21 protein-coding genes are annotated in these 23,183 nt (G+C 48.4%); 11 read left to right on the top strand and 10 right to left on the bottom strand.

What is annotated here, in order from left to right; all coding sequences use genetic code 11:
- Positions 1-289 precede the first annotated feature (289 nt).
- The 4 genes from desA to ACSEXW_RS25795 all read left to right on the top strand — a co-directional run bounded on the left by desA (position 290) and on the right by ACSEXW_RS25795 (position 4,120).
- Entirely contained in the window at positions 290-1,354 is a 1,065-nt protein-coding gene (gene desA, locus ACSEXW_RS25780; RefSeq protein ID WP_438449062.1) for a Delta(5) desaturase DesA, read from the top strand.
- A 31-nt stretch (positions 1,355-1,385) separates the two neighbouring features.
- Entirely contained in the window at positions 1,386-2,507 is a 1,122-nt protein-coding gene (locus ACSEXW_RS25785) for a sensor histidine kinase (protein ID WP_438449063.1), read from the top strand.
- An 11-nt stretch (positions 2,508-2,518) separates the two neighbouring features.
- Positions 2,519-3,118: a response regulator gene (locus ACSEXW_RS25790; RefSeq protein WP_438449064.1), complete on the top strand. Its 600-nt coding sequence runs from the start codon at positions 2,519-2,521 to the stop codon at positions 3,116-3,118.
- Positions 3,119-3,208: 90 nt separating this feature from the next.
- Entirely contained in the window at positions 3,209-4,120 is a 912-nt protein-coding gene (locus ACSEXW_RS25795) for an alpha/beta fold hydrolase (RefSeq protein ID WP_438449065.1), read from the top strand.
- A 63-nt stretch (positions 4,121-4,183) separates the two neighbouring features.
- On the opposite strand, the gene ACSEXW_RS25800 is transcribed toward ACSEXW_RS25795, so the two are convergent.
- A complete protein-coding gene (locus tag ACSEXW_RS25800) occupies positions 4,184-4,546 on the bottom strand; it encodes a winged helix-turn-helix transcriptional regulator (RefSeq protein ID WP_438449066.1) in 363 nt (120 codons plus the stop codon).
- A gap of 104 nt (positions 4,547-4,650) precedes the next feature.
- Here ACSEXW_RS25800 and ACSEXW_RS25805 point away from each other — a divergent pair, with 104 nt between their 5' ends.
- Entirely contained in the window at positions 4,651-5,043 is a 393-nt protein-coding gene (locus tag ACSEXW_RS25805; RefSeq protein WP_438449067.1) for a RidA family protein, read from the top strand.
- Between the two features lie 13 nt (positions 5,044-5,056).
- Here ACSEXW_RS25805 and ACSEXW_RS25810 read toward each other — a convergent pair whose 3' ends face one another.
- Positions 5,057-5,968 (bottom strand): helix-turn-helix transcriptional regulator, encoded by a 912-nt coding sequence (locus ACSEXW_RS25810; RefSeq protein ID WP_438449068.1) that lies wholly within the window; start codon positions 5,966-5,968, stop codon positions 5,057-5,059.
- Between the two features lie 100 nt (positions 5,969-6,068).
- On the opposite strand from ACSEXW_RS25810, the gene ACSEXW_RS25815 reads away from it, so the two are divergent.
- Positions 6,069-6,545, top strand: coding sequence for a VOC family protein (locus tag ACSEXW_RS25815; RefSeq protein ID WP_438449069.1), 477 nt, complete (start codon positions 6,069-6,071; stop codon positions 6,543-6,545).
- A 65-nt stretch (positions 6,546-6,610) separates the two neighbouring features.
- On the opposite strand, the gene ACSEXW_RS25820 is transcribed toward ACSEXW_RS25815, so the two are convergent.
- Entirely contained in the window at positions 6,611-7,441 is an 831-nt protein-coding gene (locus ACSEXW_RS25820; RefSeq protein WP_438449103.1) for an aminoglycoside phosphotransferase family protein, read from the bottom strand.
- An 87-nt stretch (positions 7,442-7,528) separates the two neighbouring features.
- The gene (locus ACSEXW_RS25825; RefSeq protein ID WP_438449070.1) at positions 7,529-7,999 is read right to left on the bottom strand and encodes a pyridoxamine 5'-phosphate oxidase family protein; all 471 of its coding nucleotides are present in this window, start codon (positions 7,997-7,999) and stop codon (positions 7,529-7,531) included.
- A 191-nt stretch (positions 8,000-8,190) separates the two neighbouring features.
- On the opposite strand from ACSEXW_RS25825, the gene abc-f reads away from it, so the two are divergent.
- The gene (gene abc-f / locus ACSEXW_RS25830) at positions 8,191-9,765 is read left to right on the top strand and encodes a ribosomal protection-like ABC-F family protein (protein ID WP_438449071.1); all 1,575 of its coding nucleotides are present in this window, start codon (positions 8,191-8,193) and stop codon (positions 9,763-9,765) included.
- 226 nt (positions 9,766-9,991) lie between these two features.
- On the top strand, positions 9,992-12,637 hold the full coding sequence (locus ACSEXW_RS25835; RefSeq protein ID WP_438449072.1) for a cadherin-like beta sandwich domain-containing protein: 2,646 nt from the start codon (positions 9,992-9,994) through the stop codon (positions 12,635-12,637).
- A 257-nt stretch (positions 12,638-12,894) separates the two neighbouring features.
- Here ACSEXW_RS25835 and ACSEXW_RS25840 read toward each other — a convergent pair whose 3' ends face one another.
- Positions 12,895-13,527, bottom strand: coding sequence for a hypothetical protein (locus ACSEXW_RS25840; RefSeq protein WP_438449073.1), 633 nt, complete (start codon positions 13,525-13,527; stop codon positions 12,895-12,897).
- 716 nt (positions 13,528-14,243) lie between these two features.
- Here ACSEXW_RS25840 and ACSEXW_RS25845 point away from each other — a divergent pair.
- Positions 14,244-15,737 carry an alpha/beta hydrolase family protein gene (locus ACSEXW_RS25845; RefSeq protein WP_438449074.1) on the top strand — a complete coding sequence of 498 codons (1,494 nt, stop codon included), beginning with the start codon at positions 14,244-14,246 and terminating at the stop codon, positions 15,735-15,737.
- A gap of 66 nt (positions 15,738-15,803) precedes the next feature.
- The gene (locus ACSEXW_RS25850) at positions 15,804-16,220 is read left to right on the top strand and encodes a hypothetical protein (RefSeq protein WP_438449075.1); all 417 of its coding nucleotides are present in this window, start codon (positions 15,804-15,806) and stop codon (positions 16,218-16,220) included.
- Positions 16,221-16,308: 88 nt separating this feature from the next.
- On the opposite strand, the gene ACSEXW_RS25855 is transcribed toward ACSEXW_RS25850, so the two are convergent.
- From ACSEXW_RS25855 to ACSEXW_RS25865, 3 genes are all read right to left on the bottom strand, one after another.
- Positions 16,309-18,093: a helix-turn-helix domain-containing protein gene (locus tag ACSEXW_RS25855; RefSeq protein ID WP_438449076.1), complete on the bottom strand. Its 1,785-nt coding sequence runs from the start codon at positions 18,091-18,093 to the stop codon at positions 16,309-16,311.
- Positions 18,094-18,223: 130 nt separating this feature from the next.
- Positions 18,224-19,129 (bottom strand): AraC family transcriptional regulator, encoded by a 906-nt coding sequence (locus ACSEXW_RS25860; protein ID WP_438449077.1) that lies wholly within the window; start codon positions 19,127-19,129, stop codon positions 18,224-18,226.
- A gap of 184 nt (positions 19,130-19,313) precedes the next feature.
- Entirely contained in the window at positions 19,314-20,318 is a 1,005-nt protein-coding gene (locus ACSEXW_RS25865) for a CobW family GTP-binding protein (protein WP_438449078.1), read from the bottom strand.
- 177 nt (positions 20,319-20,495) lie between these two features.
- Here ACSEXW_RS25865 and ACSEXW_RS25870 point away from each other — a divergent pair, with 177 nt between their 5' ends.
- Positions 20,496-21,698, top strand: coding sequence for a GTP-binding protein (locus ACSEXW_RS25870; protein ID WP_438449079.1), 1,203 nt, complete (start codon positions 20,496-20,498; stop codon positions 21,696-21,698).
- A 14-nt stretch (positions 21,699-21,712) separates the two neighbouring features.
- On the opposite strand, the gene ACSEXW_RS25875 is transcribed toward ACSEXW_RS25870, so the two are convergent.
- Together ACSEXW_RS25875 and ACSEXW_RS25880 are read right to left on the bottom strand one after the other, a co-directional pair.
- Positions 21,713-22,180 (bottom strand): GyrI-like domain-containing protein, encoded by a 468-nt coding sequence (locus ACSEXW_RS25875; RefSeq protein WP_438449080.1) that lies wholly within the window; start codon positions 22,178-22,180, stop codon positions 21,713-21,715.
- A 94-nt stretch (positions 22,181-22,274) separates the two neighbouring features.
- Entirely contained in the window at positions 22,275-23,165 is an 891-nt protein-coding gene (locus tag ACSEXW_RS25880; protein ID WP_438449081.1) for an RCC1 domain-containing protein, read from the bottom strand.
- Between the last annotated feature and the right edge of the window lie 18 nt (positions 23,166-23,183).

A 23,183-nucleotide genomic window follows, 5' to 3' on the forward strand; every position in this document is an offset into this window, starting at 1 on the left:
CTAAGTTCAACAATAGTCCATAAGGGTTCTATAGAATAGTGACATGTGTAATGGTTAAAAATAAGAATCAAAAAAAACCATCCCTATGTCACACAATGTTCGAATTATTACCAACGAATTGTTTATCACGTATGAAACCATTATCATAAAAGGAACAGGTTTGTTTCATCGATCTCTTCAAATATGACATTTGTCACGTCCTAGTCTTGACGTTTATGTCTTACCCCCGAAGCTGTCGTTTCGTATAATGAGACGTACCAGGGAATTCGAAGGAGGCTGTATTTCGTCGATGAAGAGTGAAGTGATTAGGCTCAAGCAAGCTGTCGTCCCATTCGAGGAAACAAATACGAAAACGAGTATTTGGCAAATTATTACCACTATTCCGCCGTTATTGGTATGTTGGTATACGTCCTATGCAGCGCTCGCGGTATCGTTTTGGCTGATGCTGCCGCTTGCGGTAATTACGGGTGCCCTCGTTGTTCGCACGTTTATTATATTCCACGATTGTTGTCACCAGTCTTTCTTTAAGAGCCGTACAGCGAATGATGTGTTGGGTACCATTACAGGGGTTCTAACTTTCGTACCTTACCGGCAATGGAAGCATACCCACTCGATTCATCACGCGACCAGCAGCAACCTTGATAAACGAGGAATCGGCGATATGTGGCTCCTTACTACAGAAGAATATGCAGCTTCTACCTGGTGGCGTAAACTTCAATATCGAATATACCGCAACCCTTTTGTCATGTTTTTCATCGGGCCTATTGCGGTATTTTTGATCGAATATCGATTTAATCGCAAGGGTGCGAAACACCAGGAACGAATCAATACGTACGTGACCAACGTGTCCATTGTTGCGCTGTACCTCCTCATCGGCTTGTTAGTTGGAGTGAAGGCGTTATTGTTGGTGCAGGCCCCTATTTTTCTCGTATCCGGTGTGCTGGGTATTTGGCTGTTCTATGTTCAGCATCAGTTTGAAGATTCCTATTTTGAGCATGAGGAAGAGTGGAGCTATGTGCAGGCTGCGGTCGAAGGCAGCTCCTATTATAAGCTTCCGAAGATGCTTCAATGGATCACGGGTAATATCGGATTCCATCATGTACATCACCTGAGCCCGAAGATTCCTAATTATTATTTGGAAAAAGCACATCAAGCGGTGCCGCCGCTTCAGAAAGCCACAACCATCACAATGTCGACAAGCTTGAAATCATTGCGTTATCGCCTGTGGAGTGAAGGGGGCAAGAAGTTCGTTTCTTTCAGGGAAGCGAAAGCGATGCGGAAAGAAACCGCTGTCACCCCATCCGTTGAGAATCAGCCGTTTGTGCTGAGACAACGTCCACAAGAAAGTTCATGAGCGAAGGGAAAGAGGGTGGAGTAAAAGACCTATGAACAAGTGGAGTCAAGTATTGCGCAAACATACTGGACTCAACCCGTATGTATGGGTTGTCTTTTACATCTTTCCCTTTTATTTTGTGTTTCGATCCTCCTCCACGTACGACATTGTCATTGGCATCTCCATGATATTCGTTTATTTAATCTGTTACGTGTTGTCGATTGTATCCAAGGGCAAGCTCGTCTACTTCTGGACAATCGTTCAAATTGCAATCTCGTGCCTAATGGGCATCATGTTCGGCTATATTTATTTCTCGCTGTTTTTGGCTTTTTTTCTTGGCTATTTGAGGAACCGTACCGTATTCTTTATTCTGTACTCCATTCATATTGCCAGTACGTTAGTGGCGGTCAACTATGGGTTCATTATGCTAAAGCCGGACTTTCTCAAACAGCTTCCTTTTGTCCTCCTCTGTTTAATCACCGTCGTATTGCTGCCGATCAACACCTATAACCGCAGTAAAGAAGATAGGCTACAAGGTCAGCTCGATGATGCAAACAAGCGGATATCGGATCTGGTTAAGCTCGAGGAACGGCAAAGGATCGCCCGTGACTTGCATGATACGCTCGGCCAGAGGCTGTCTCTGATTGGACTGAAGAGCGAGCTTGCCGGAAAGTTGATCAACCACGATACCAAGCAGGCTGCAGCCGAAATGCAGGATGTTCATCAGACAGCCCGAATTGCATTGAAAGAAGTTCGAGAATTGGTCACGCAGATGAGAGGGATAAAGCTGGATGATGAACTCCATCGCGTTCATCAGGTACTTAAGGCAGCCCAAATAAAGTTCAGCGTCACCGGCGATCCGAGATTGAATAATACCTCGCTCATTGTTGAGAATGTCATTAGTATGTGTCTCAAGGAAGCTGTAACCAATGTCGTGAAGCACAGCCAGGCTACTGCTTGTGATATCGTAATCGAACCAGGTAAGATGGAGCTCGTCGTCACGATCAGGGATAATGGCATAGGAATGAAAATACCGGTGGACCATGTTCGAGGTAACGGTATTCGGGGCATGCGCGAACGGTTAGAATTCGTAAACGGGAGCCTAGACATGATAACGGACCAAGGAACGACGGTAGTGATGAAAGTGCCGAATTCCTATAATCGCCAGGAGTAGGAGGGGCATCGATGATACGGGTTGTGATTGCTGAGGATCAGAAGATGCTTCTAGGAGCATTAGCCACGTTGATTGAGCTGGAAGGGGACATTACCGTCGTCGGAAAAGCCTATAACGGCGAGGATGCGGTAAAGCTCGTGAAGGAGCTGAAGCCGGACATTTGTATTATGGATATTGAAATGCCGACAAAAAGCGGGCTGGATGCAGCAGAGGAGCTGAAGGGGAGCGGATGCAAGGTAATTATCCTGACGACCTTCGCCAGGCCGGGTTATTTTGATCGTGCCGTTAAAGCGGGAGTCTACGGCTATCTGCTGAAGGACAGCCCCAGTGAGGAGCTGGCGGGATCGATGCGCAGCGTAATGGCAGGAAGGCGCATCTATGCACCGGAGCTGATAGACGTTGCATTCACGGAAGTAAACCCATTAACGGAACGCGAGAATGAGGTGCTGACCCTTATGGCAGACGGCAAGAATACAAAGGAAATTGCCAGCGAGCTCTTCCTTAAGACAGGTACGGTCCGTAATTATATATCCGTTATTCTCGATAAACTTAATGTCGGTAACCGGATAGAAGCCATCAAAAACTTCAAAGAGAAAGGCTGGTTCAAGTAAAGACTATTGTATAAAAAAGGAAGTCCTCGCATTATACAGAAATATATATGCATTGTAGAAATCAGTCTTTTTAAAAGAAAGGAGATTTCTATGGAGGGCGTTCTAATAGAGGTTCGGGGAAAACGGTTGTATGTGGAGATTCACGGTAATGAAAATGCTCCATCGCTTTTATACCTGCATGGTGGACCAGGAGAAAGCTGTTATGAATTTATGTTACATCAGACACAACGACTTTCAGACAAACTTCGATTAATTAGTATTGACCAGCGTGGGGTTTGGCGTTCTGATGCAATTGAGGAAAATGAACCACTGAATCTTCAAGATTTGGTGGAGGATTGTGAGCAACTTCGTAAAAATCTAGGTATTCAAAGATGGTCCGTACTTGGGCATTCATTTGGAGGTTTCTTAGGAGTGCTCTATGCTAGCTATTATCCGAACTCAATTGAATGCTTGATTATGGAGGGACCATCTTTCGATTTTATTAAATCCTTTAGGAATTGGTTACGAAAAGCTTCAAGTCTATACGAGTCCATTGGGAATGTTGAAAAAGCACGAGAATGTTTAGCGGTAGCAAACGGGAATCAGCCACCGCGCGAAACCTTAGATGCTTTTATGGAATTAGGTCAAGGACTAGGTGAACTAAGAATGAAAGTTTATACACCAAATGACGGTAATAACTACAGCAAGATCCATTATTCGGATAGTCAGATGGTGGAGTTTGGGAGACGCAGTAACATACATTTTTCCAAATTAATTGACGAAGGGCGTATTTTTGATTCATTGCTTCCTAGTCTTAAAGACCTGATAGTTCCAGTTCTTCTAATTAAGGGAAGGCATGATCCGGTTATTTGTGAAGAGCAGACACAAGCATTTGTAAGAGACGTTAGGAACGGGTTTTTGAAAATTTATGATGAGAGTGGTCATTTGCCTCATTTTGAAGAACCGGATAGATTTGCGATGGATGTTATTCAATTTGTCCAAGGTAAAACTTGCCGTTACTGACAACGCGGTGAACCGTATCACAAATGACGCAGTATAAGGTATCAGACGTATGACAGACAGTTGTCATACGTCTTTATTTATTACAGAGGGCTGTTGGTGATGCGCTCCCCACTCACATAACCCTTCAAGAATAGGGAGTAGGGTTTTTGCTTTATCTGTAAGTCGGTACTCCACTTTTGGAGGAACTTGGGGGTATTCTTTCCGTTCCACCATTCCATCCTGCTCCAGCTCCTTGAGCTGCGAACTCAGTGTTTTATACGTAATCACCCCGATCTGTCTCTTCAGATCGTTAAATCGAACCGGCTCGTTCTCCGCTAGGAGGTAGATAATAACCATCTTCCACTTGCCGCCAATGACGGAAAGTGTATAACCGAAGGGAGTGTCCTGAAGATGCTTCACTTTGCCTTTGTATTGAGCCATACCCATGTTAACACTATCCTTTCTGGTAGTACCTATCAATAAAGTGCGTACTACTTTTTTGTTTGCCACCATCTTATACTAACCATACTATGAACGAAAGGAGAACAAAAATGAGGATAGCAAGAACATTTAATCATGGCGTTGCATGGGAGGAAGGGAGCGGCATATCCCAGGGGTATTCGATGAACGGAACGATCTATGTTTCGGGTCAATTTTCCCACGATATGCAAAGCAGATTCGTCGGTGAGGGAGACATCGAGGCGCAGACCCGGCAGACGCTTGATAATCTAGATCGCGTACTGGCGGGGTTCGGCGTCACGAGGTCCAATCTTGCTTATGTTGAGATTTACCTGACAAACGTGAAGGAACATTTCGAGCCTTGTATCCAGTTGTTTAAAGAATATATGGGGCATCACCGTCCCGCCGGCAGTCTCATTGGGGTGACAGCGCTGGCGTTCCCTGAGCAATTAATTGAGATCAGCGCTATCGCTCATACGAGCTAACGACGAGACCTTATCAAGAATAGTTCTCCATCATTTGATATAAATAGTTTCGAAACTCTTCCACATAGGTTTTGGGCTCTACAACTGTTAGATGGGTGCCGAAGCTAGCTAAGAATTGAAATCCCGTATCGTTTTGAGGGACCAGAATGGTCGCCATTAATAATCCGGACTTATGGTCTTCCATACTCCTCCGACCGTACCTTTCGATGATTTGATCTTTTATACTAGGCGATATCCATGCCTTTATCGTGACGAGCCGCGGGAGATAACTTGCTTGATGTCCTTGCTCGGACCAATCGTCTCTGGGATGAAACGCGCGTTCATCCACGGTAATATGATCGATGCGTGATAATTTGAATGTTCGATATCCCTGTCGATGTAAACAGAAACCCCTCAAGTACCAACTCGATTCACTAAAATGCAGCTCATAGGGCTCGACCATTCTATTCGTTACAGCCCCGTCTTTATCTGTATAATCAAACGAAACCAGCCTTTTCTTCAAAATGGATTCTTGACATGTCTTTAAGGTTTCAAGAATCTCGGACCGACCTTCCCAATCATAAAACGACAGTTGAATGGAACGATGCAGAGACAATGGACTGACCATTGCCTCTATTTTTTTTATCGTTCGTTCCACTTCTTCGGTAAGGAGGATTTGTTCCAATCCACCGAGCGCCGTTAATATATTCTCTAGATCGGAGCTGTTTAACAGGCGTTTATCCACCTTGTATTCATCCATGATGCCGTAGCCGCCATTCACCCCATGGACGGAGTAGATCGGGATATTCGCTAAGCTCAATGTTTCCATATCGCGAAGAATCGTTCTTTTGGAGACATGGAACAGTTCTGAAAATTCCGTTGTAGAAACAACCTCTTTTTTCAGCAATATCATGATAATCGAAATGAGTCTCTCCACTTTGTCCATCATGGCCCTCTTTTTTTCTGCATGGTTTCAGAACAGTGACACCTAGATGTCATCTTTCGTCCATTATACTACAAGTATCACAAGAAGGAGGTCATGCTGGATGTCTGCTATTACGTATTTGAATTTTGATGGGGTTGCCGAACAAGCGATCGATTTTTATTCGGAGGCTCTTCAGGCAACGGTAGTGAAAAAGGTCAAGTTTGGGGACTTACCACAAAATCCAAGCTACCCGCTGCCCGAAAATGAATGCAATATGATTATGGAGTCTTCGATCGAATTCGCAGGCGGGAAAATCATGATGTCAGATGTGCTGCCTTCCATGAAGAGCGTAACAGGGGAGTTGGTGAAGGGAAACAACGTATGGATCAGTTTAGTCTATGAGGACAAACAAAAGCTGGAGGTTTACTTTAATCATCTATCGGTTGGCGGCCATGTGATCATGCCGTTATCCAATACGCCGTGGTCATCCTGCTTCGGTATGCTGGTGGATAAGTTCGGGGTGTGCTGGAAGTTCAATAGCGATGCGGATCAGTTTCTGGACCATGTAATATCCAACCTGTTTTCAGTCGTTCCATGAGCAAAGCGACGTGGACAGCGCCCGGCCCGCTGCCATGTCCTGGCTGCCACTTGTCATCCTATTATTCAGAATAAAATAACCCTATTATTACCTTTATTTTCGTGGAATTTTTTTATGTATTTTACGAGAGCAGGTCTCTCTTCTTTCCCCCCGTAACTAAGCCTCCCGACAGCCCTGACCATTTCCCATTTACTAAGCACTGATAGGTCAAGCTGGTTATAGTGTTGATAGGTTCGTAAATAAATATTTGCAAATGCATTTCGTCCCAATTTTAAAGCGAGTTTAAATAAAAAAGAGGTATTTGGTGGGAATTGTCCGTTTTTTAGTATCAATAATGTATGAGCAACATCAGATGTAGCATCACCTCTACTAACACCGCCCCAATCCAGAAATACAGGACTATCGCCGTTGATAATAACATTTGACGGGTTATAATCACCATGACAAATACAATTTCCATCAGGTAATTCAGACAGTAACTTCAAGGTATATTGAATAATTTCATCGTCGAGACAATGAACTGCAGTTATACTCCTCTCTAAACCTTCCTTTAACAAAGGAATCTCAACCGGAGCTGCAATTTTATGAATGTCTGAATGGTACTGACCAAACATCTTTGACACTCTTAACATTATATAAGGTCTTTTTTCAACTGTTGATAAAATACTATTTCCCGTTACTCGCTCCATAACGAATCCGGGTCTACTTGATATATTTACATATTCATAAACCTTAGGAACAAGCAAACCACTCCGATACATTGTTTTTAATATCTCCATTTCACGTAGAGCCACTTTTTCATCATTTGAATTTCGAAATAACTTCAATACTTTGTTATCTTCCATGGCATATACTTCTGCATCTTGTCCTTCTCCAATTTTACTGAAGCTATTCATACCCTCCACTTTTACCCCTCCCGAGTAACCCGGCGAGCCATCTTAACTTACCATGGACCTAGCTCATATTACGCCCAGATAGACTACCTAATTTACCGTCTTATGGACAAAATCAATCTCATTCCTAATCCCTTTATGGGCGTCATTCCACAGGCCTTTGGTCAGGCGAATGCGCAGCAAGCATGTGTTAGGGTCTTCGTCGTTATTGGCTACGTTATACCACTCGGCGAATATGACGCGCAGCTTTGTCATCATCTCCGCGTTTTTCTCGTCGCATACCCAACCCAGGTTTTCACCGATACCATCGGCTGTAAAATTCTCGACAATGATACAAACGGCGACTTCCGGGTTTTGGGCGATCTGCTGCATCTTGCTTGAGGTTGCGTACGTGACGGTGTAGAACGCGCCGTCCTCATAATAGGCGTCCACAATGCGGGCGGCAGGACGGCTTTTGCCATTGGCCCCCGGTTCCAGCGCGATGGTGGACAGAGAGATCAGGGCGTCTTTGTTACCCACTTGTTCTTCCAGCAGCTTCATGGCTTCGTCGTACTTGCTCATTGTATTACCCTCCTAAAGTGTCATAAGCATATATTTGTAAGCTTATCACTGGAAAATCCTAGTGTATGTGAAGATTGATACCGAGCTGCTCCACCATGTGAAAGAATAACAAAGCATATCGGCCGTTAACGTTCCGTCAGGCGAGGGTGGTATAATCACTCTAGAGTATTGGAAGCAGAAGGGTGATAGCCATGAGCGTAATACGGTTGGAGAACGTCACGAAGAAGTATGAAGAGTCCATGATCTTTCGCGACATATATTTTCGAGTTATGCAAGGGGAACGTATCGGCCTAATCGGACGGAACGGCGCCGGTAAGTCGACAGTATTCAAGCTCATCCTGGGTAAGGAAGAGCCGACTTCCGGCAGAGTAGAAATAGATCCTCAGGTGCGGATCGGATACTTCTCGCAATTCTCGGAACTCAGCGGAAGCCGGTCCGTTCAGCAGGAATTGGAGTCGTGCTTCGAAACGGTTGCCCTGATCGAACGAGAGCTGCAAGAGGTCGGAGATCAGCTGGGCATGGTTACAGACGATAGCGAGATGAATGCGCTGCTGGCAAGGCAAGCGGAGTTATTCGAACAGATGGATCATCTCGATGGCTGGAACGTGTCCGTCGAGATTAATACGGTGCTTACGAAGCTAGGTTTTAGCGACAGATCCCGCAACCAGCCAATCGATGAGTTGTCCGGAGGATGGCGTAACCGCGCGGCGCTCGCGAAGATGCTAATCGAGCTGCCCGATGTCGTTCTGCTCGACGAGCCGACGAATTACTTGGATATGGAAGGGATCGCATGGCTGGAGCAGTGGCTGTACCGATTCAAGGGAGCTATGATTCTGGTGTCGCATGACCGGCAATTTATTGACAAGGTCGTCACGCGCACGATCGAGATCGAGAACTATCATTTTCAGGAATACGAAGGCAACTACAGCGATTACGTCCGTAAGAAGAAGATGCGCAAGAAGGAGCTGGACCGCCAGTTCGAGTGGGAGGAAGAGCTGCTGCTCATGGAATCCGAGGCGATCGACGATCGCGCGAACCGGAATTCCGGCTCCAAGGACCGACTCTCGCGTAAACTGGCGGATAACAAGAAGCGGATAGAGCCGCATCCCGTTAACGTGCTGATTACCGACATCTACGAGAGGTTGCGCTTCCCGGACAAGCTGTGCGAAGTGAAGAAGATTGGGCAGACATACGAAGGCAGACAGATCTTCGAGAACGTTAGCTTCGATATTCAGAAGGAAGATCGCTTGGTCATCGTAGGACCGAACGGAAGCGGGAAGTCCACGCTCATTAAGGCGCTTACCGGGCAGGAGAAGCCGGATTCCGGGGAGGTTATCTGGGAGAAAGGGGTTCATTATGCCTATTTCAATCGGATGTGGGAGGAGCTTGATCCCAAGGATACCGTCAGCCACGCGGTGAATACGTATGGATTGGGACTGGACGCTCCGCGCAAGAAGGTGAACAAATTCCTAGCTATGCTGCAATTCTCGGAGGCGGATCTGAGCAAGGCGATCGGTAATCTGTCCGGCGGGCAGAAAGCTCGGGTGGCGCTGGCTAAGTGTCTTCTCTCGGGAGCGGCCGTTATTATCTTGGACGAGCCGACCAACCATCTGGACCTCACGAGCATACAGGTTATGGAACAAGCTCTCATCCATTTTCCCGGCGCGGTCATTACGGTAAGTCATGATCGCTTCTTCATCGATAAGATCGGAACCAAGATGCTGATCTTCGATCCGGTAACGGGAGTGACCGAACAGCGCTTATAAGAGAGAAGGGCTTTCTCGATATCTCTTTGTGAATTCATCTTTATTCCCGACCCGGCCTATATCATAGGCCGGGTTTGCTGATTTTGTGGAGCAGGCGGCGGATGCGATAATATGTTTCATATTAAATTAAATGCAAACAATATAGATTTTAGCTATAATTGGTAGAAGCATTAAACGACAAAGCGGGCTATGCACGGAATCGACTAGATTAGAGGAAAGTAGTGGGATGAATATGAACAGACCCCAAACTTCTAGAGGCTTCTTATATCCGGTTATGGTAGTGATGGGAATGGTATGTTTGTTGTTCTTGTCCTTCATGTTGACAGATGGGAAAAAAGCGATGGCCTCCGGCAATGCCGATTTGTCCACTATTTATATGGAGAATATGTATTCCCCGGCCTTCAATTCAAGCACGACCGAATATTCGGCCACTTTTGGGAGTTCGACAAATAACTACTTTACTGCCTTTATGACTGCGGACCCCGAAGCAACCATGGAATACTCATTTAATGGCGGAAGCTGGGTTAGCCTGGGGTATTGGGCGTCAACCGGCAATCTTAACTTGAATTACAATACGAACACGTTTGACGTGAAAGTAACGGCTTCGGACCATGTTACGACGAAGACCTACCATTTTCATCTATTCCGACCTTATCCCCATGATGCCACTATAAGAGAGATACTTGTATCGTCCGGAACGCTGCATCCGGTTTCCGCTACCGACTATGCGATGGAAGTACCTTATAAAACGGACAGCATTTCATTGACACCGGCTTTGAACGATAGCTCTGCCACTATGACGATTAATGATGTAAGTGCGCCGAATGGCGCCAGTTTTGGACCCATAGCCCTATCAGTCGGTTCTAATACGATTCCGATTTCCGTTACATCTGCGGATGCATCCCAACACACGTTGTATCGGATCGTTATTATGAGGGAGGCCCCGAGTGAAAATAATAATCTAAGTATGCTTACGCTATCAGATGCTTCGTTAAGTCCGGGGTTTGAGGAAGATACCACCACTTATACCGCAAATGTGGCGAATGGGGTCCATAGCATCACGGTTACGGCCAGCGTATACGACAGTACCGCCACCATAACGGTCAGCGGTGAGGCCATTTCCAGCGGCAGCTCAACCACAGTGAATCTAAGCGTCGGACAGAATTCCATTCCGGTTACGGTAACGGCCCAGAATGGGAGCACCAAAACCTACATGTTGACTGTCACCCGAGCCGCATCGGGTATTGCGGAGTTAAGTGGCTTTACCCTTGATCAAGGTATCATGTCACCCGCGTTTAACCCTTCCATTTTGGATTACTCGGTGAACATACCTAACGAGGTCTCCAGTCTCGTGTTGTCCTTAACGAAAGCGGAACCCCATGAACGGCTTCATGTGACGGGGGCAGCCTACAGCTCCGTAACCGATCAAGTCTATACCTATCGGGCGTCTAATTTGCTTGTGGGGACCAACCTGATTCAGATTGCGGTAAGGGCACAGGATGGTACGCAGAAAGGGTATACCCTGACCGTGGACAGGATGGGCAGCAATAATGCGGATTTACAAAGCTTGATTCTGTCGAGGGGCCAATTGGATCCTGCATTTGAAGCCAGCATAACCGAATATCGTGCCCATGTGGGGAATGATGTTTCCAGTATCACGGTTACGGCCAGCGTATACGATAGCACCGCCAGGATGAAGGTAAACGGCATGACGGTGTTGAGCGGAGAAGAAAGCGCACCTATAGACTTAATCACAGGTGGTACCAACACGATCACCATTGAAGTCGCCGCGGAAGATAGAACGACGGTGAAGCAATATAAGCTAACCTTAACACACGAGGCTGCAGGCGTAACCCCTGATAGCGGAGGCGGTAATGAAAGTGATTCACCGTCTGCGCCCCCCAGCGGTATAGTCATCTCTACTAACGGTACACTCTCACTAGCGGCGGGCAGAGCAGGGGAGGTCAGCTTGGACAAGGAGATCAAGCTGCACATTCCTGCGAATGCATTCGCGCAAGATCTGCATGTAACCGTTCAAAGAGTAGGGAATACACAAAGACTGCTCACGCACCATGAGGTCTTGGCCAGTCCAGTATTCGAGATCCTGAAGAGCTTTCCGGAGAACTTCAGCAGTCCGGTAACCCTGACCATCGCCTTTGAGCCGAAAAGTGTGCAGCCTTCCGTCTTCTACTACGACGAAGAGAAGCGGATCTGGACAAAAGCTGGCGGCACGGTAGTAGATGGTAACCACATCGCCGTAGGGATCAATCACTTTACGAAATTTGCGGTGCTTGATGAAGGCCAAAAGCCGGATCCCGCAGATGAGAAAGCGGCGATGCATTTCAGCGATATCTCCGGACACTGGGCGGAGGCCCAAATTACCCAAGCCGCTGGCGAAGGGATCATCAGCGGCTATCCAGACGGCACATTCAGGCCGGATGCTGTTGTAACACGGGCGGAATTTACGGTCATGCTGATGAATGCGTTGGGAGCACAAGGCCAAGGAGCGAAGCTGGTCTTCCATGATACGGAGAAGATAGGTGCATGGGCCCTGCAAGCGGTGGCACAGGCCGTGCAGGCTAATCTGTTATCAGGCTACGAGGACGGAAGCTTCCGTCCGGATGCGGAAATAAGCCGTGCCGAGATGGCGGTGATGGCGGCCAGAGCACTTGGGCTGCCGGCGGATGCGAGCACGGCAACCGGCTTCGCGGATGATGGGGATATCCCCGCCTGGGCAAAGAACGCAGTGGCGTCGTTGAAGAAGCTCGGTCTGATGACGGGGAGAGGCGGGGATGAATTCGCCCCGAATGGGGAGACGACCCGGGCCGAAGCTGTAACGGTGCTGCTGAAAATAGCGGCGCAGAAGAAGTAAATCTCCGAACTTGAACGAGGAGCGTACAGCTCGGTAAGATGGCAAGGTGGAGGACATGTACGGCGCCAGGCAGTTTGCGAATCGCAAAACGCAATGCATCTTTCCATTGGGCATCCAGGGGCGGGAAATCGTCCCCTTGGGTCAGGTAGAACGGCTGAACTTCACCATCAAGAGGAATTTTGACCAAGAATGGCGGCTTTCGGCGCCCGGCCACTTCTATGGATAATATTCATACGCCACCAGCTATATTTTTTATACTATGCATTCTCAGGCATAACACGCAGTTTAAAGGTGCTCATCATTGAATGAAATATCGGCTCGAGCTTAGCGTAGTCTGATTCCAACGCTAGAGTTGATAAGATATAAACATCCTTACCCTGTGGTACAATAAGCAGATTTTGAATATACTTGTTTCCATCTCGACCATCAAAAAAGGATGCCGTCAGCAGTCCCGGTTTTTGATCACTTCCAGAGCCTACATCTTCTGGCTTCAAAAATTCAAAGGCTTTTTGCTTGTAGGTCTTAAACTCAGAAGCGGAGCTTTTATATATTTTTAAGTATCTCAAAGCCAATTCATCCGCTGATGAAACGAAATAATCATATTCGAACTTTGCAACAACAACAAAAGTTGAAAAAGTGCCTTCCACAGTTTCACTATCATTATCATAAAACCCAGCCATATGTTGTTTAGGCATATCCTCAGTAGCTGGGTCCACAAACACCCAATTTTCTGGGTACTTAACTTTTACCTCGTCATTCTTGTATTCCTTCCACGAAAGGATTTGTTCACCTACTGTATTTGATAGTGATATCGTCCTATTTGCTTCTCGGCATCCAGAGATCACCATAAGAGCTATAGCGAAAACAATTATTACTATTCCTCGTCTCATACTTGAACCGCATCCTCACTTCCTTAAAGTACCATAATACTACACGGCTACCCACAACATCACAATAATCCATATGCTGTACTTTTTTGCTGATATGCGCCCCCCCCCGGCCGGAGCCGGAGGGCATCGTGTCAACTACGAATATTTCGATGGAGCCATATGAAGCCACAATTCAAATGGCTTAATCCTTGCGTTCGGCATGTATGAAGGCAGCCAGCTCGTGTATCACCGTGGTTGTGGATCCCTGCGCCTACCTGCAGGTGCTGGGGCTGACTTATTGGGCCGCCGTGGCAATCATGCTAATCTTTTTCGGCCTCGGTCACTTCCCAACAAAAAATTAGTTCAGAAGAAGCTCTACAAACGAAGCTTTCGACTGAACGAATTATTACGGAATTTGGTGAGTTTATACGGACATCGGAGGCCCCCAAGGTGCACTCGAGTGAAGTAGCTCATGACGAAAAGGCGATTAACCCGCGTACTAAACAGCTGGTTACCGAATATGGTGTATTTGTGAAGCAACAATAATTCATGCGGCCTTCCTTAGCGCAATGTTTAAACAGCTTCATTTTCGACCCGGCCATATCACAGGCCGGGTTTACTGCATTTTTGTAGCCATCAGGAACGTAGTTGATACATTTGGGATTCCGAAACCGTCTTAATACCAGTAGCAAAGGAGAGTTGGACAAATAATTGAGATGAATTAAAGGAGAATCAAGATGAGGCTGTTTGAACTGCTGCTTTACTTGTCAACCATCGGCTTGCTTTCATTAACCGTTCTATTACAAAAAGGACGGCGTAGAGTTCCGATCCTCGTTGCTAGCGGGATCGCCATGCTTGTACTTGTTATTCATGGGGTGGTGGAAGGATACAGAGTTCAACTGTTGTTCCTCTATTGCATATCGATCCTTTTTTTATCCGTTTCAGGGTATCGTTATTTCAAAAAAAACAGCCCCCGAAAAATCCCGCGATTCCTATTGGGTTCAGCTTATACCGCTATAGCGATCATGCTGGTGGCAACAGCGGGGCTCATGTATGCTTTTCCGGTATTCGAACTACCTGAACCGGCAGGCGAATATAAGGTAGGGACGCAAACGTTTCATCTCGTGGATACAAATAGGGAAGAAATGTTCGACGACGCCGGAGAGGGCAAGAGAGAATTGATGGTTCAGGTATGGTATCCGGCCCAAGCTGGTACCGGTAAGCATGCTCCCTTTGTTCCCGATCCCCCGATTTTACGTTATATGGCCGCGGAGTATGGCCTTCCCGAATTTACTTTTCAACACCTGAAGTACGTATCCAGTCATGCTTATTCGGGGGCCGAAGTCTCTTCGGTACAGACCTCATACCCGCTGATCCTTGCGAATCCCGGCAACGGCTCCTCCAGGTTCCTTCACACGTCGCAGGCCGAAAATCTCGCAAGTCACGGCTATATCGTGGCTGTGATCGACCATACCTACAACACATTCGGAACCAAGTTTCCGGACGGGCGAATCACGACCAGCACAACCAACGATTTATTCTCGCCTGACCAAGATTACCGGGCGAGTAGAGCAGCTCGCGACAAGCTGGGAAAAGTGCTAACCGACGATGTGGCGTTTGTGCTGGACCAATTCGAGCTTATCCAATCGGGGCAGATTCCCAGTCATCTCAATGGGAGGATGGATCTCGGTCATGTCGGGGTGTTCGGTCATTCCATCGGCGGAGCGACGGCCTATGACGCTTCTTACGATCCGCGAATCGCGGCTGGAATAGACCTTGATGGAGGGCTTTATCGTCTGCGTGACCGAGAGAATCTGAGGAAGCCATTTTTGTTCATCCACTCGGAAAGCTATTTCGAACAATTAAAAAGGGTGATGGATAACCGGGTCTACACGGATGCAGAGCTTATTTGGATGGGCTCGACAAGAGAGTGGGAGGATCAAGTAGCGGAAGATAAAAGGCTGGAGCTTAAACGGATGCGCGAAACGGTCGAGGAAGGGGGGCAAGTCCTCTATATCGAACATACCGAGCACATGAATTTTGCAGACGTACAGTTCATTTCTCCGATCTTCAACATGCTGGGTATTACAGGCAAGATGGCGCCCGAAAGAGCGAGCTCCGTGATCAATGCCTATATGCTGGATTTCTTCGATAAGTATCTGAAAAATAAAGGCGGAATCTTATTGAAAGGTCCGGATAGCCACTTTCCGGAGGTGAAATTCGCAACCTGACGTAACAAAAAAAGATCTCCATACGTCAATTATATGGAAGAATAAGGGTGCTGTTAGGGAGGGAATATGAAAAAAAGAAAGCCTGTCTTTGTGCTGCTCCTGGTGTTTCTGTTGAGTGCATGTTCAAAAGACGAACAATCTTCCGAGTGGATAAAAGTAGCCAATAGGACTGAAAAACCGGGTATTGATTTCTACAAGATCACGGATATTCATCAAATGAACCAGATAAACGAAATTACAGGGGGGCTTAAATGGCAGGATAGGCAAATCGATACGGTTGGTGACTCTGACTACACATTCTGGTTAGAACGTAAAGGGGATGAGCTGAGAATTACGAATTATGAGTTATGGATCATTAAGAATGATTCCTCCGCAGTCATTGCGGATTATGTTCAGGTTAAGTTCGCCATGATCTATGGAGCTGAATTGAACCAACTCATTCAAATTTTGGAGTCAGGTCATTCAACTAACGCTAAACGGTAATGCGACGATCTGATATCACTTTATTATAGACCCGGCCTTATCCAAGGCCGGGCTTACTGCATTTCAAGTGGCCATCTTAACCACTTAACTAGAGAGCAACAATGGTCAGAATCTGCTGGGCCAGCTCATCGCTCTTACGTTCGAGGGAGATCAAGGTCTGCAGCATATCGGCTTGGTTCTCTCTATGCTGATGTGTCCAGGTCTTGTACGTAGCCACTCCTTCGGTGGATGTAGGGCTCGGAAGCTCCTGGTAGACCCGTTCAATCTCTTGATAGATCTGTTCATAGAGCTCTGCCATCTCTTCCAGCAGAGCAACTTCTCTATGTCCTTGAAGCAGCCGATGTGAAGCTTTCAAATACACAGCAGCAGACCTGCGGGCATCCAATAAGGACATCATACAGAAGTGGTTGACCCCTAGTCTTCGTGCATAGCTTTCACCGTCCGCAGTCTGGTACCAGCCTTCATCCAGCAAGCCTTCCCTCCACGTCTTCAACGCCTCATAACCCATCTTATAGCCTCGAGATTCCAGCATACTCATGGATTCTACTTTGATCTTCAGTGAAACAAGCAGGCTTTCGGCTGCTGACGGAGGGGCTGTCGGTTCCCCGAAGCGTACGATGGCGAAGGGCCAGTTGTCTACGTATAGATAGCCCTTGGTCGCTTTCATATCTTCTTGAAAATCGGCGTCATCTCTCAAGCCCTCGAAGGTTTCCTCGTCGAAGTAGGACCGGCATAACAACCGGTTGCCATTCTCGAGATACCCCGTCATGACGCCCCATTCAGGAGCAACTCTAAGATTAATGGCGATGGGAAGCTGGTGTTTGCGGATGCTATCCATGATACCCTGCTCCACCAAGCTGCGCTCCTCGCGGCTGATTCGATCCGCCCAGATGGGATGGTAGCCATAGGCTTTAAACGCTGGACTCGCATGGTCATAGACGACTAGGCCATCAACGGAGCTGTAATCCCACACTGGTGCAAAAGCCATTCGCCAACATGCTCCCGAGACGCCCATCACCTCTTCATAGGTGGTTTGAATGCCCATCGTGCGGAGGGACATATAGAAGGCGCCTGCCCAGGAACAATCCATCCCCTTGCCGAATTGCAGGTTGGGGACTTGCTCCACGATATAGGATTCATGCTTGAGACTGCTGACCGATAGCTCAGAGCGATCGGATGAATAATGAACCTGTTCCCCCTCAAGGCCGCTTACCACATGGATACCGGTTGAATTGACATATACAAGAAGAAGGTAGTCCGGTCCTTCATTATGGATCAGGCTGGGAAACCGCTCATGGTCAATCGTAAACTGCTTCCATTGAAAGAAGCTGTAATGCTCCAGCTTACGAAGCACATCGAGATGGTTCAAGTGGTTGCCATACCTAGCGAATACAATGTTTAAACCGCCCGGAACGGTCTTGTAGCCGGTTGAAGCGGCGTCAAGAGTGAGCGAGCTGCCCGCAGGGACATAGGTGTAGTAAACGCCCGAAGGTGTCTCATACTTGAGCAAGAGCACCTTTATTCGGTCATTGGGAATCGTAACCGGAACGGACTGCTCACTCAAATGCAGCACCAGGCGGTTGCCAACGATGATCTGATTCATATAAGCCGTGATATCATGATGGTCTACGCCGTCCGTGTATATAGCCTTCAGGACGAATAACTCCTGAGGCAGCAGCAGGCTGTCGATGGTATGTCCCAAGACTTTAGCGAGAAGAGGAAGGGTCGAGGTATCGGGAAGAGACTTCCCTGTTTCCCACTTGGACACGGCCTGCGAGCTGACGTTTAATTGTTCGGCTAGCTGCTCTTGGGACAGCTCTTTTTCTTTGCGAAGATTCGCTATTCGCTTTCCTACTTTTTCGGTGCAAATCATGTGTTCATCCCCTGGATTCCGATTACGACGTCGTTACCCTTATTATAGATTGCAAGCTTATGAAGAACCATCAACGGAAGGAGGGTAAAATCCAAAACCCCTCCAACTGTTAGTTGAGGGGCCTGGAGGTCTAATCTTCCATCTTCACTACAGGGGTGCAGAGGAAGGTCAATGTTAATTCGGGGGGGACACATCGATTTTGATACCATTCATAGTTCGGTCTGGATGGATCGGCTCTCCACCCGCTATCCGGAAGCCATTCTTGAACCCAACGATCCCAAGTAGGGCCAATTTCTTCGGAAGAACCAAAGTGGACGGTCACGGCATATAATCCGTCCGGAATGATCGTTTCCTGGAGATCGAAGTTGTTGTCGAAATCGGAATCGACTACAACGGCAGCAAATGATCGTTTGTCTTTCATTGGGATTTCGGGGGAATGGTCGGGGAATACCGACATCCACTCCTTGGCATGGGGATACAGCCCATGTTGTCCAAGGATCTTATGGAACTTCTCCCATGCATGAGGCAAGCCCCAATAGTCACCGATGTTCTGAACGCCAACCACTCGTTTCGGGGCAAAAGCAATAATCTTGGTTTCCAATGGATCCACTCCTTCTGGATTGAGGTAGAACCAATGTGATTTTTGCTTCTCGCTGTAATGTAGGCCAACGGAAGAGTATATGCACCCATTCCAGCTTGGAAGCCTCCTGGCATCTGTAGGAGTCAGACCATAAATGCGTTTAAACGCCTTGGTGAACGATTCTGGTGTCTCATATCCGGAGTCCAATGCAAGTGTGGTGATATCAACATCAGAATGCCGCAGCACATGCATGGCTCTTTCCATACGGAGTCTCTTCAGGCACTCATGTACATTCTCGCCAGTAAGCTCGCGAAACTTACGGTGGAAATGATAGGGCGACGAGTGGACTTCTCTGGAAATCTGCCGAAAATGCAAGGGTTCATCCAAGGTATTCAAAATCCGAAGGATCGCTTCTTCCACCCTACGATGCCAATCCGTCTTGGTATTGGTTCTCATAACACCTCTAATGGTAATCCTTATAAGGAGTGTTTGACCTGTCCTGTGTTGCGAAATACGAAAATTTCCTAACTAACAAATTCAACATCTAGAAAAAATCCCCTCTTTTCAGCAAAACGAAAAGAGGTCAACCAGCAAATCCTGGCTGACCTCATCCTACAACGGGATACATACCGCGGCGGTTCTACGCTCCGGCAGCACAGAGAGCGAACTGCTCCCGGAACCATTCCTCGTTCAGGTTTCTTCCAATCACAACAAACTCACTGCGGCGGGCTTCATCCTCTCTCCATGGACGATCCGGCGTAGAATCGAACAGCATGTGGATTCCCTGGAATACGACGCGTTCGCGGACCCCTCTGATATTCAGAACGCCTTTGTAACGGAAGGTATCCTCGCCATGCTCGGAAAGCCAAACCCCAAGGAATCGCTCCAGCTTGTCCAGCTCCAGAGGCCGCTCCTCAACCAAGGCGAACGATGTTACCTGGTCGTCATGATCATGATGCTCTTCTTCGAGGAAATCAGGCTCGATCTCCAGCTTCTTGGATAGATCGAAGGCTTGAATACCCAAGATTCGGTTGAGATCAATCTGCGATCGGCAGGTGCGGTACAGCTTGGCCGCTCCGTTCATGGCCTTAAGGCGGGCTTCCAGCGAGACCAGCTCGGACTCGTCGACGAGATCCGTCTTGTTCAGCAGGATGACATCGGCGAAGGCGACCTGCTCTTGGGCTTCATGGCCCTCATCCAGGTGCTGGCTGATGTGCCTTGCATCCACAACGGTAACGATCGCATCCAATTGGTAGTATTCCGCCATCTCCTCATCGACGAAGAAGGTCTGCGCTACGGGACCAGGATCGGCTAAGCCTGTCGTTTCGATCAGAATGCGGTCGAAATCCACCTTGCGGTCTCCGATACCGCGCTTGGCTTCCATCAATTCACCCAGGATCCGGATCAAATCCCCGCGAACCGTGCAGCAGATACACCCGTTGTTCATCTCGAATATTTCCTCATCAGCGCCTACTACCAACTGGTTATCAATTCCCACTTCACCGAACTCATTGACGATGACCGCGATCTTCTGCCCGTGATCCGCAGTCAGCACATGATTGAGCAGGGTGGTCTTGCCCGCGCCCAGGAAGCCAGTCAATACCGTGACCGGAATTCGGGAGTCATTCGGTGGGTTCAATGACATAATGGCACCATCCTTAATAGTAATCGTAACTATTACGATAATAAAGGATTTGGAAGGGATAGTCAAATTCCTGCGTTCAGGGGAGATTGACAGGAATAATGGAATGTCCTAATATAGGTTAAACGTAATTATTACGAATAAGGATAGAGGTTAACCAATAGAGGAGGCTTAAGCTGTATGGATGCTGCGAATTCCCGAATCCCGGTAACCGTATTATGCGGATACCTAGGCTCCGGCAAAACGACCGTTATGAACCATGTCTTACATAACCGAAACGGCTTGAAGGTGGCGGTTATCGTGAATGACTTGAGCGAAGTGAATATCGACGCGGCCTTGATACAAGGTGGGGGCGGATTATCCCGGACGGACGAGAAATTGGTGGAGCTCTCCAATGGCTGCATCTGCTGCACGCTCCGGGAGGATCTTCTGAAGGAAGTGGAGCGTCTGGTGCAGGAAAACCGGTTCGACTACATCCTGATCGAATCCACAGGGGTGGGGGAGCCCATACCGGTCGCCCAAACTTTTACCTACGTTGATGAGGAGCTAGGTATAGATCTGTCGAGGTATTGCAGGCTTGACACTATGGTGACGGTGGTGGACGCCTACCGCTTTTGGCATGACTATACCTCTGGAGAGACCCTCTTGGAGCGCAGCCAAGCAGTTGATACGGCCGATACGCGTGACGTGGTGGATCTGTTGGTGGATCAGATTGAGTTCTGTGATGTGCTTCTATTGAACAAGTGCGACCTGGTTGAGGAGAAGGAACTGACCCAGTTGGAAGGTGTATTGCGCAAGCTTCAGCCTCGGGCGAAGCTGATTCGAACCTCCAAGGGCCAGGTTGACCCGGCAGAAATTCTGAATACCGGCCGTTTCGACTTCGATGAAGCGAGCCGTTCCGCCGGCTGGATGCAAGAGCTGGAATCGACGGAGCATGTACCGGAGACGGAGGAGTACGGCATCTCCTCTTTCGTGTATGAACGTATCAAGCCGTTTCATCCCGGCAGGCTTATGGGTTGGATGCAGGATTGGCCGGCTGAGATCGTTCGGGCCAAGGGTATGGTGTGGCTGGCCACCCGCAACGAGATGGCGCAGAGCTTCAGCCAAGCAGGCCCTTCGATCATGTTCGGTCCAGCTGGCTATTGGGCGGCTGCTGCACCGAAGGAAGAGCTTAAGGTGATGCTGGAGGAGGACCCGGAGCTTCGGGAGAGCTGGCATCCGCAATATGGGGACCGGTGCACGCGAGTGGTGTTTATCGGGATGGACATGGACCGTATGGAGATCGTCAGGATGCTGGACGAATGCTTGTTGACCGAAGAGGAGCTTCATGGAGACTGGAACAGCCTCCCTGATCCATTCCCGGACATCAAGGAGGCATCCTAATCGTATACCGGTTGTTACTTCACCACAATCGGCACGAAGATATCCGACAGATGATAGCCCATTTTCTCCTTGAACACCTTGGGTGTAATGACATGGGCCATCACGTAACGTTCCGCAGAATCATTCTCGCTTGTGGATAATGCAAAGCAGCCACTTGTCTCGATCCATGAGAATAGGGCTGCTTTTGTTTCGTTCAGAGCCGCTTCATCTGCATCCTTGGAAGTGGCAACAGCATACAATCCCCCAGGGAAATCGACCACTTCGTATCCGCCACTATCTTGATGTCCCTCCGGCAGCGCAAAGAACCATTCCCAGTACCCTTTCTTGTCGTTATACCACATAAAGTCGCGGGGTGTAATGTAGATCTTAACATCAATAGACGACCACCATCGGTCGAACGCTTCGAAGACCTCCATAGAGGATAGATTTCCCGAATTCACGACTTTGAGAGGCGGGATCTCGATAATACGGATACGCTCCATGTTCACAAAACCTCCAGGGTTAGAAATCGTACTAACCCAGAGTCTAAGTACAATGGATGAATTTGGAAATGATATGCGTCACAAGTGAAAATGCTCACCCGTTCGATCTGCCGGGCAATCGGATGCCTTGCCAGCCGCCTACCTCGCATTGTCCCGATTGGTTATGGCCGACAGCAATCACCGTGCCGTCCGATTGCAGCCCGATGGTATGCGCGCAGCCTGCCACAACCGCCACGATATCGCGCCAGCCCTCCACACGGCATTGGCCGTGCTCATTCCAGCCTGCGGCGTCCACCGTACCGTCCGATCGTAGGCCGACGGTATGATTGCTGCCTGCCGCAATTGCCACGATACCGCGCCAGCCGCTCACCTCGCAAGCTCTGCGTTTATTCCAACCGGCCGCAACCACCGTGCCGTCTGATCGGAGACCGACGGTGTGGAGGTAACCGGCCGCAACCGCCGTGATGCTGGACCAATCCCCGATACGGCATTGGCCATACCGGTTATTGCCCACAGCCGTCACCGTACCGTCCGATTGCAGCCCGACGGTATGCCAATCCCCTGCCGCCAGCGCTACGATATCATGCCACCCGCTTACCTCGCATTCACCTTCGTGATTCCGGCCTACTGCAGCCACTGTGCCATCCGACCGAAGGCCGACGGTCCGGCGCCAGCCTGCTGCAATAGCCACCATGTCGTGCCAGCCGCTCACCTCGCATTGGTGATGCTTATTCCAGCCCACTGCAACTACGGTGCCGTCCGACTTGAGCCCCACCGTGTGGGAATTGCCCGTATGGGCGTTCCCTGCTGCAACCGCCACGATATCACGCCAGCCGCCGACATCACAAGAGCCGTATCGGTTATCCCCCGCAGCCGTTACCGTACCGTCGGACTGGAGCCCGACGGAATGGCGATAACCCGCCGCAATCAGGGCAGGCGAACCGGCTGACATGTCGCGCCATATGGGTGTATTGGGATTCATCATAGGGGTCCCCTTCCATCC

The organism is Oryzibacillus soli (assembly GCF_051594765.1).
In the GTDB taxonomy this organism is placed as follows: Bacteria; Bacillota; Bacilli; order Paenibacillales; family NBRC-103111; genus Paenibacillus_AR.

Coding starts and splice junctions, on each gene's coding strand:
- desA (WP_438449062.1), top strand. CDS start 290: ATGAAGAGTGAAGTGATTAGGCTCAAGCAAGCTGTCGTCCCATTCGAG.
- ACSEXW_RS25785 (WP_438449063.1), top strand. CDS start 1,386: ATGAACAAGTGGAGTCAAGTATTGCGCAAACATACTGGACTCAACCCG.
- ACSEXW_RS25790 (WP_438449064.1), top strand. CDS start 2,519: ATGATACGGGTTGTGATTGCTGAGGATCAGAAGATGCTTCTAGGAGCA.
- ACSEXW_RS25795 (WP_438449065.1), top strand. CDS start 3,209: ATGGAGGGCGTTCTAATAGAGGTTCGGGGAAAACGGTTGTATGTGGAG.
- ACSEXW_RS25800 (WP_438449066.1), bottom strand. CDS start 4,546: ATGGGTATGGCTCAATACAAAGGCAAAGTGAAGCATCTTCAGGACACT.
- ACSEXW_RS25805 (WP_438449067.1), top strand. CDS start 4,651: ATGAGGATAGCAAGAACATTTAATCATGGCGTTGCATGGGAGGAAGGG.
- ACSEXW_RS25810 (WP_438449068.1), bottom strand. CDS start 5,968: ATGGACAAAGTGGAGAGACTCATTTCGATTATCATGATATTGCTGAAA.
- ACSEXW_RS25815 (WP_438449069.1), top strand. CDS start 6,069: ATGTCTGCTATTACGTATTTGAATTTTGATGGGGTTGCCGAACAAGCG.
- ACSEXW_RS25820 (WP_438449103.1), bottom strand. CDS start 7,441: ATGAATAGCTTCAGTAAAATTGGAGAAGGACAAGATGCAGAAGTATAT.
- ACSEXW_RS25825 (WP_438449070.1), bottom strand. CDS start 7,999: ATGAGCAAGTACGACGAAGCCATGAAGCTGCTGGAAGAACAAGTGGGT.
- abc-f (WP_438449071.1), top strand. CDS start 8,191: ATGAGCGTAATACGGTTGGAGAACGTCACGAAGAAGTATGAAGAGTCC.
- ACSEXW_RS25835 (WP_438449072.1), top strand. CDS start 9,992: ATGAATATGAACAGACCCCAAACTTCTAGAGGCTTCTTATATCCGGTT.
- ACSEXW_RS25840 (WP_438449073.1), bottom strand. CDS start 13,527: ATGAGACGAGGAATAGTAATAATTGTTTTCGCTATAGCTCTTATGGTG.
- ACSEXW_RS25845 (WP_438449074.1), top strand. CDS start 14,244: ATGAGGCTGTTTGAACTGCTGCTTTACTTGTCAACCATCGGCTTGCTT.
- ACSEXW_RS25850 (WP_438449075.1), top strand. CDS start 15,804: ATGAAAAAAAGAAAGCCTGTCTTTGTGCTGCTCCTGGTGTTTCTGTTG.
- ACSEXW_RS25855 (WP_438449076.1), bottom strand. CDS start 18,093: ATGATTTGCACCGAAAAAGTAGGAAAGCGAATAGCGAATCTTCGCAAA.
- ACSEXW_RS25860 (WP_438449077.1), bottom strand. CDS start 19,129: ATGAGAACCAATACCAAGACGGATTGGCATCGTAGGGTGGAAGAAGCG.
- ACSEXW_RS25865 (WP_438449078.1), bottom strand. CDS start 20,318: ATGTCATTGAACCCACCGAATGACTCCCGAATTCCGGTCACGGTATTG.
- ACSEXW_RS25870 (WP_438449079.1), top strand. CDS start 20,496: ATGGATGCTGCGAATTCCCGAATCCCGGTAACCGTATTATGCGGATAC.
- ACSEXW_RS25875 (WP_438449080.1), bottom strand. CDS start 22,180: ATGGAGCGTATCCGTATTATCGAGATCCCGCCTCTCAAAGTCGTGAAT.
- ACSEXW_RS25880 (WP_438449081.1), bottom strand. CDS start 23,165: ATGATGAATCCCAATACACCCATATGGCGCGACATGTCAGCCGGTTCG.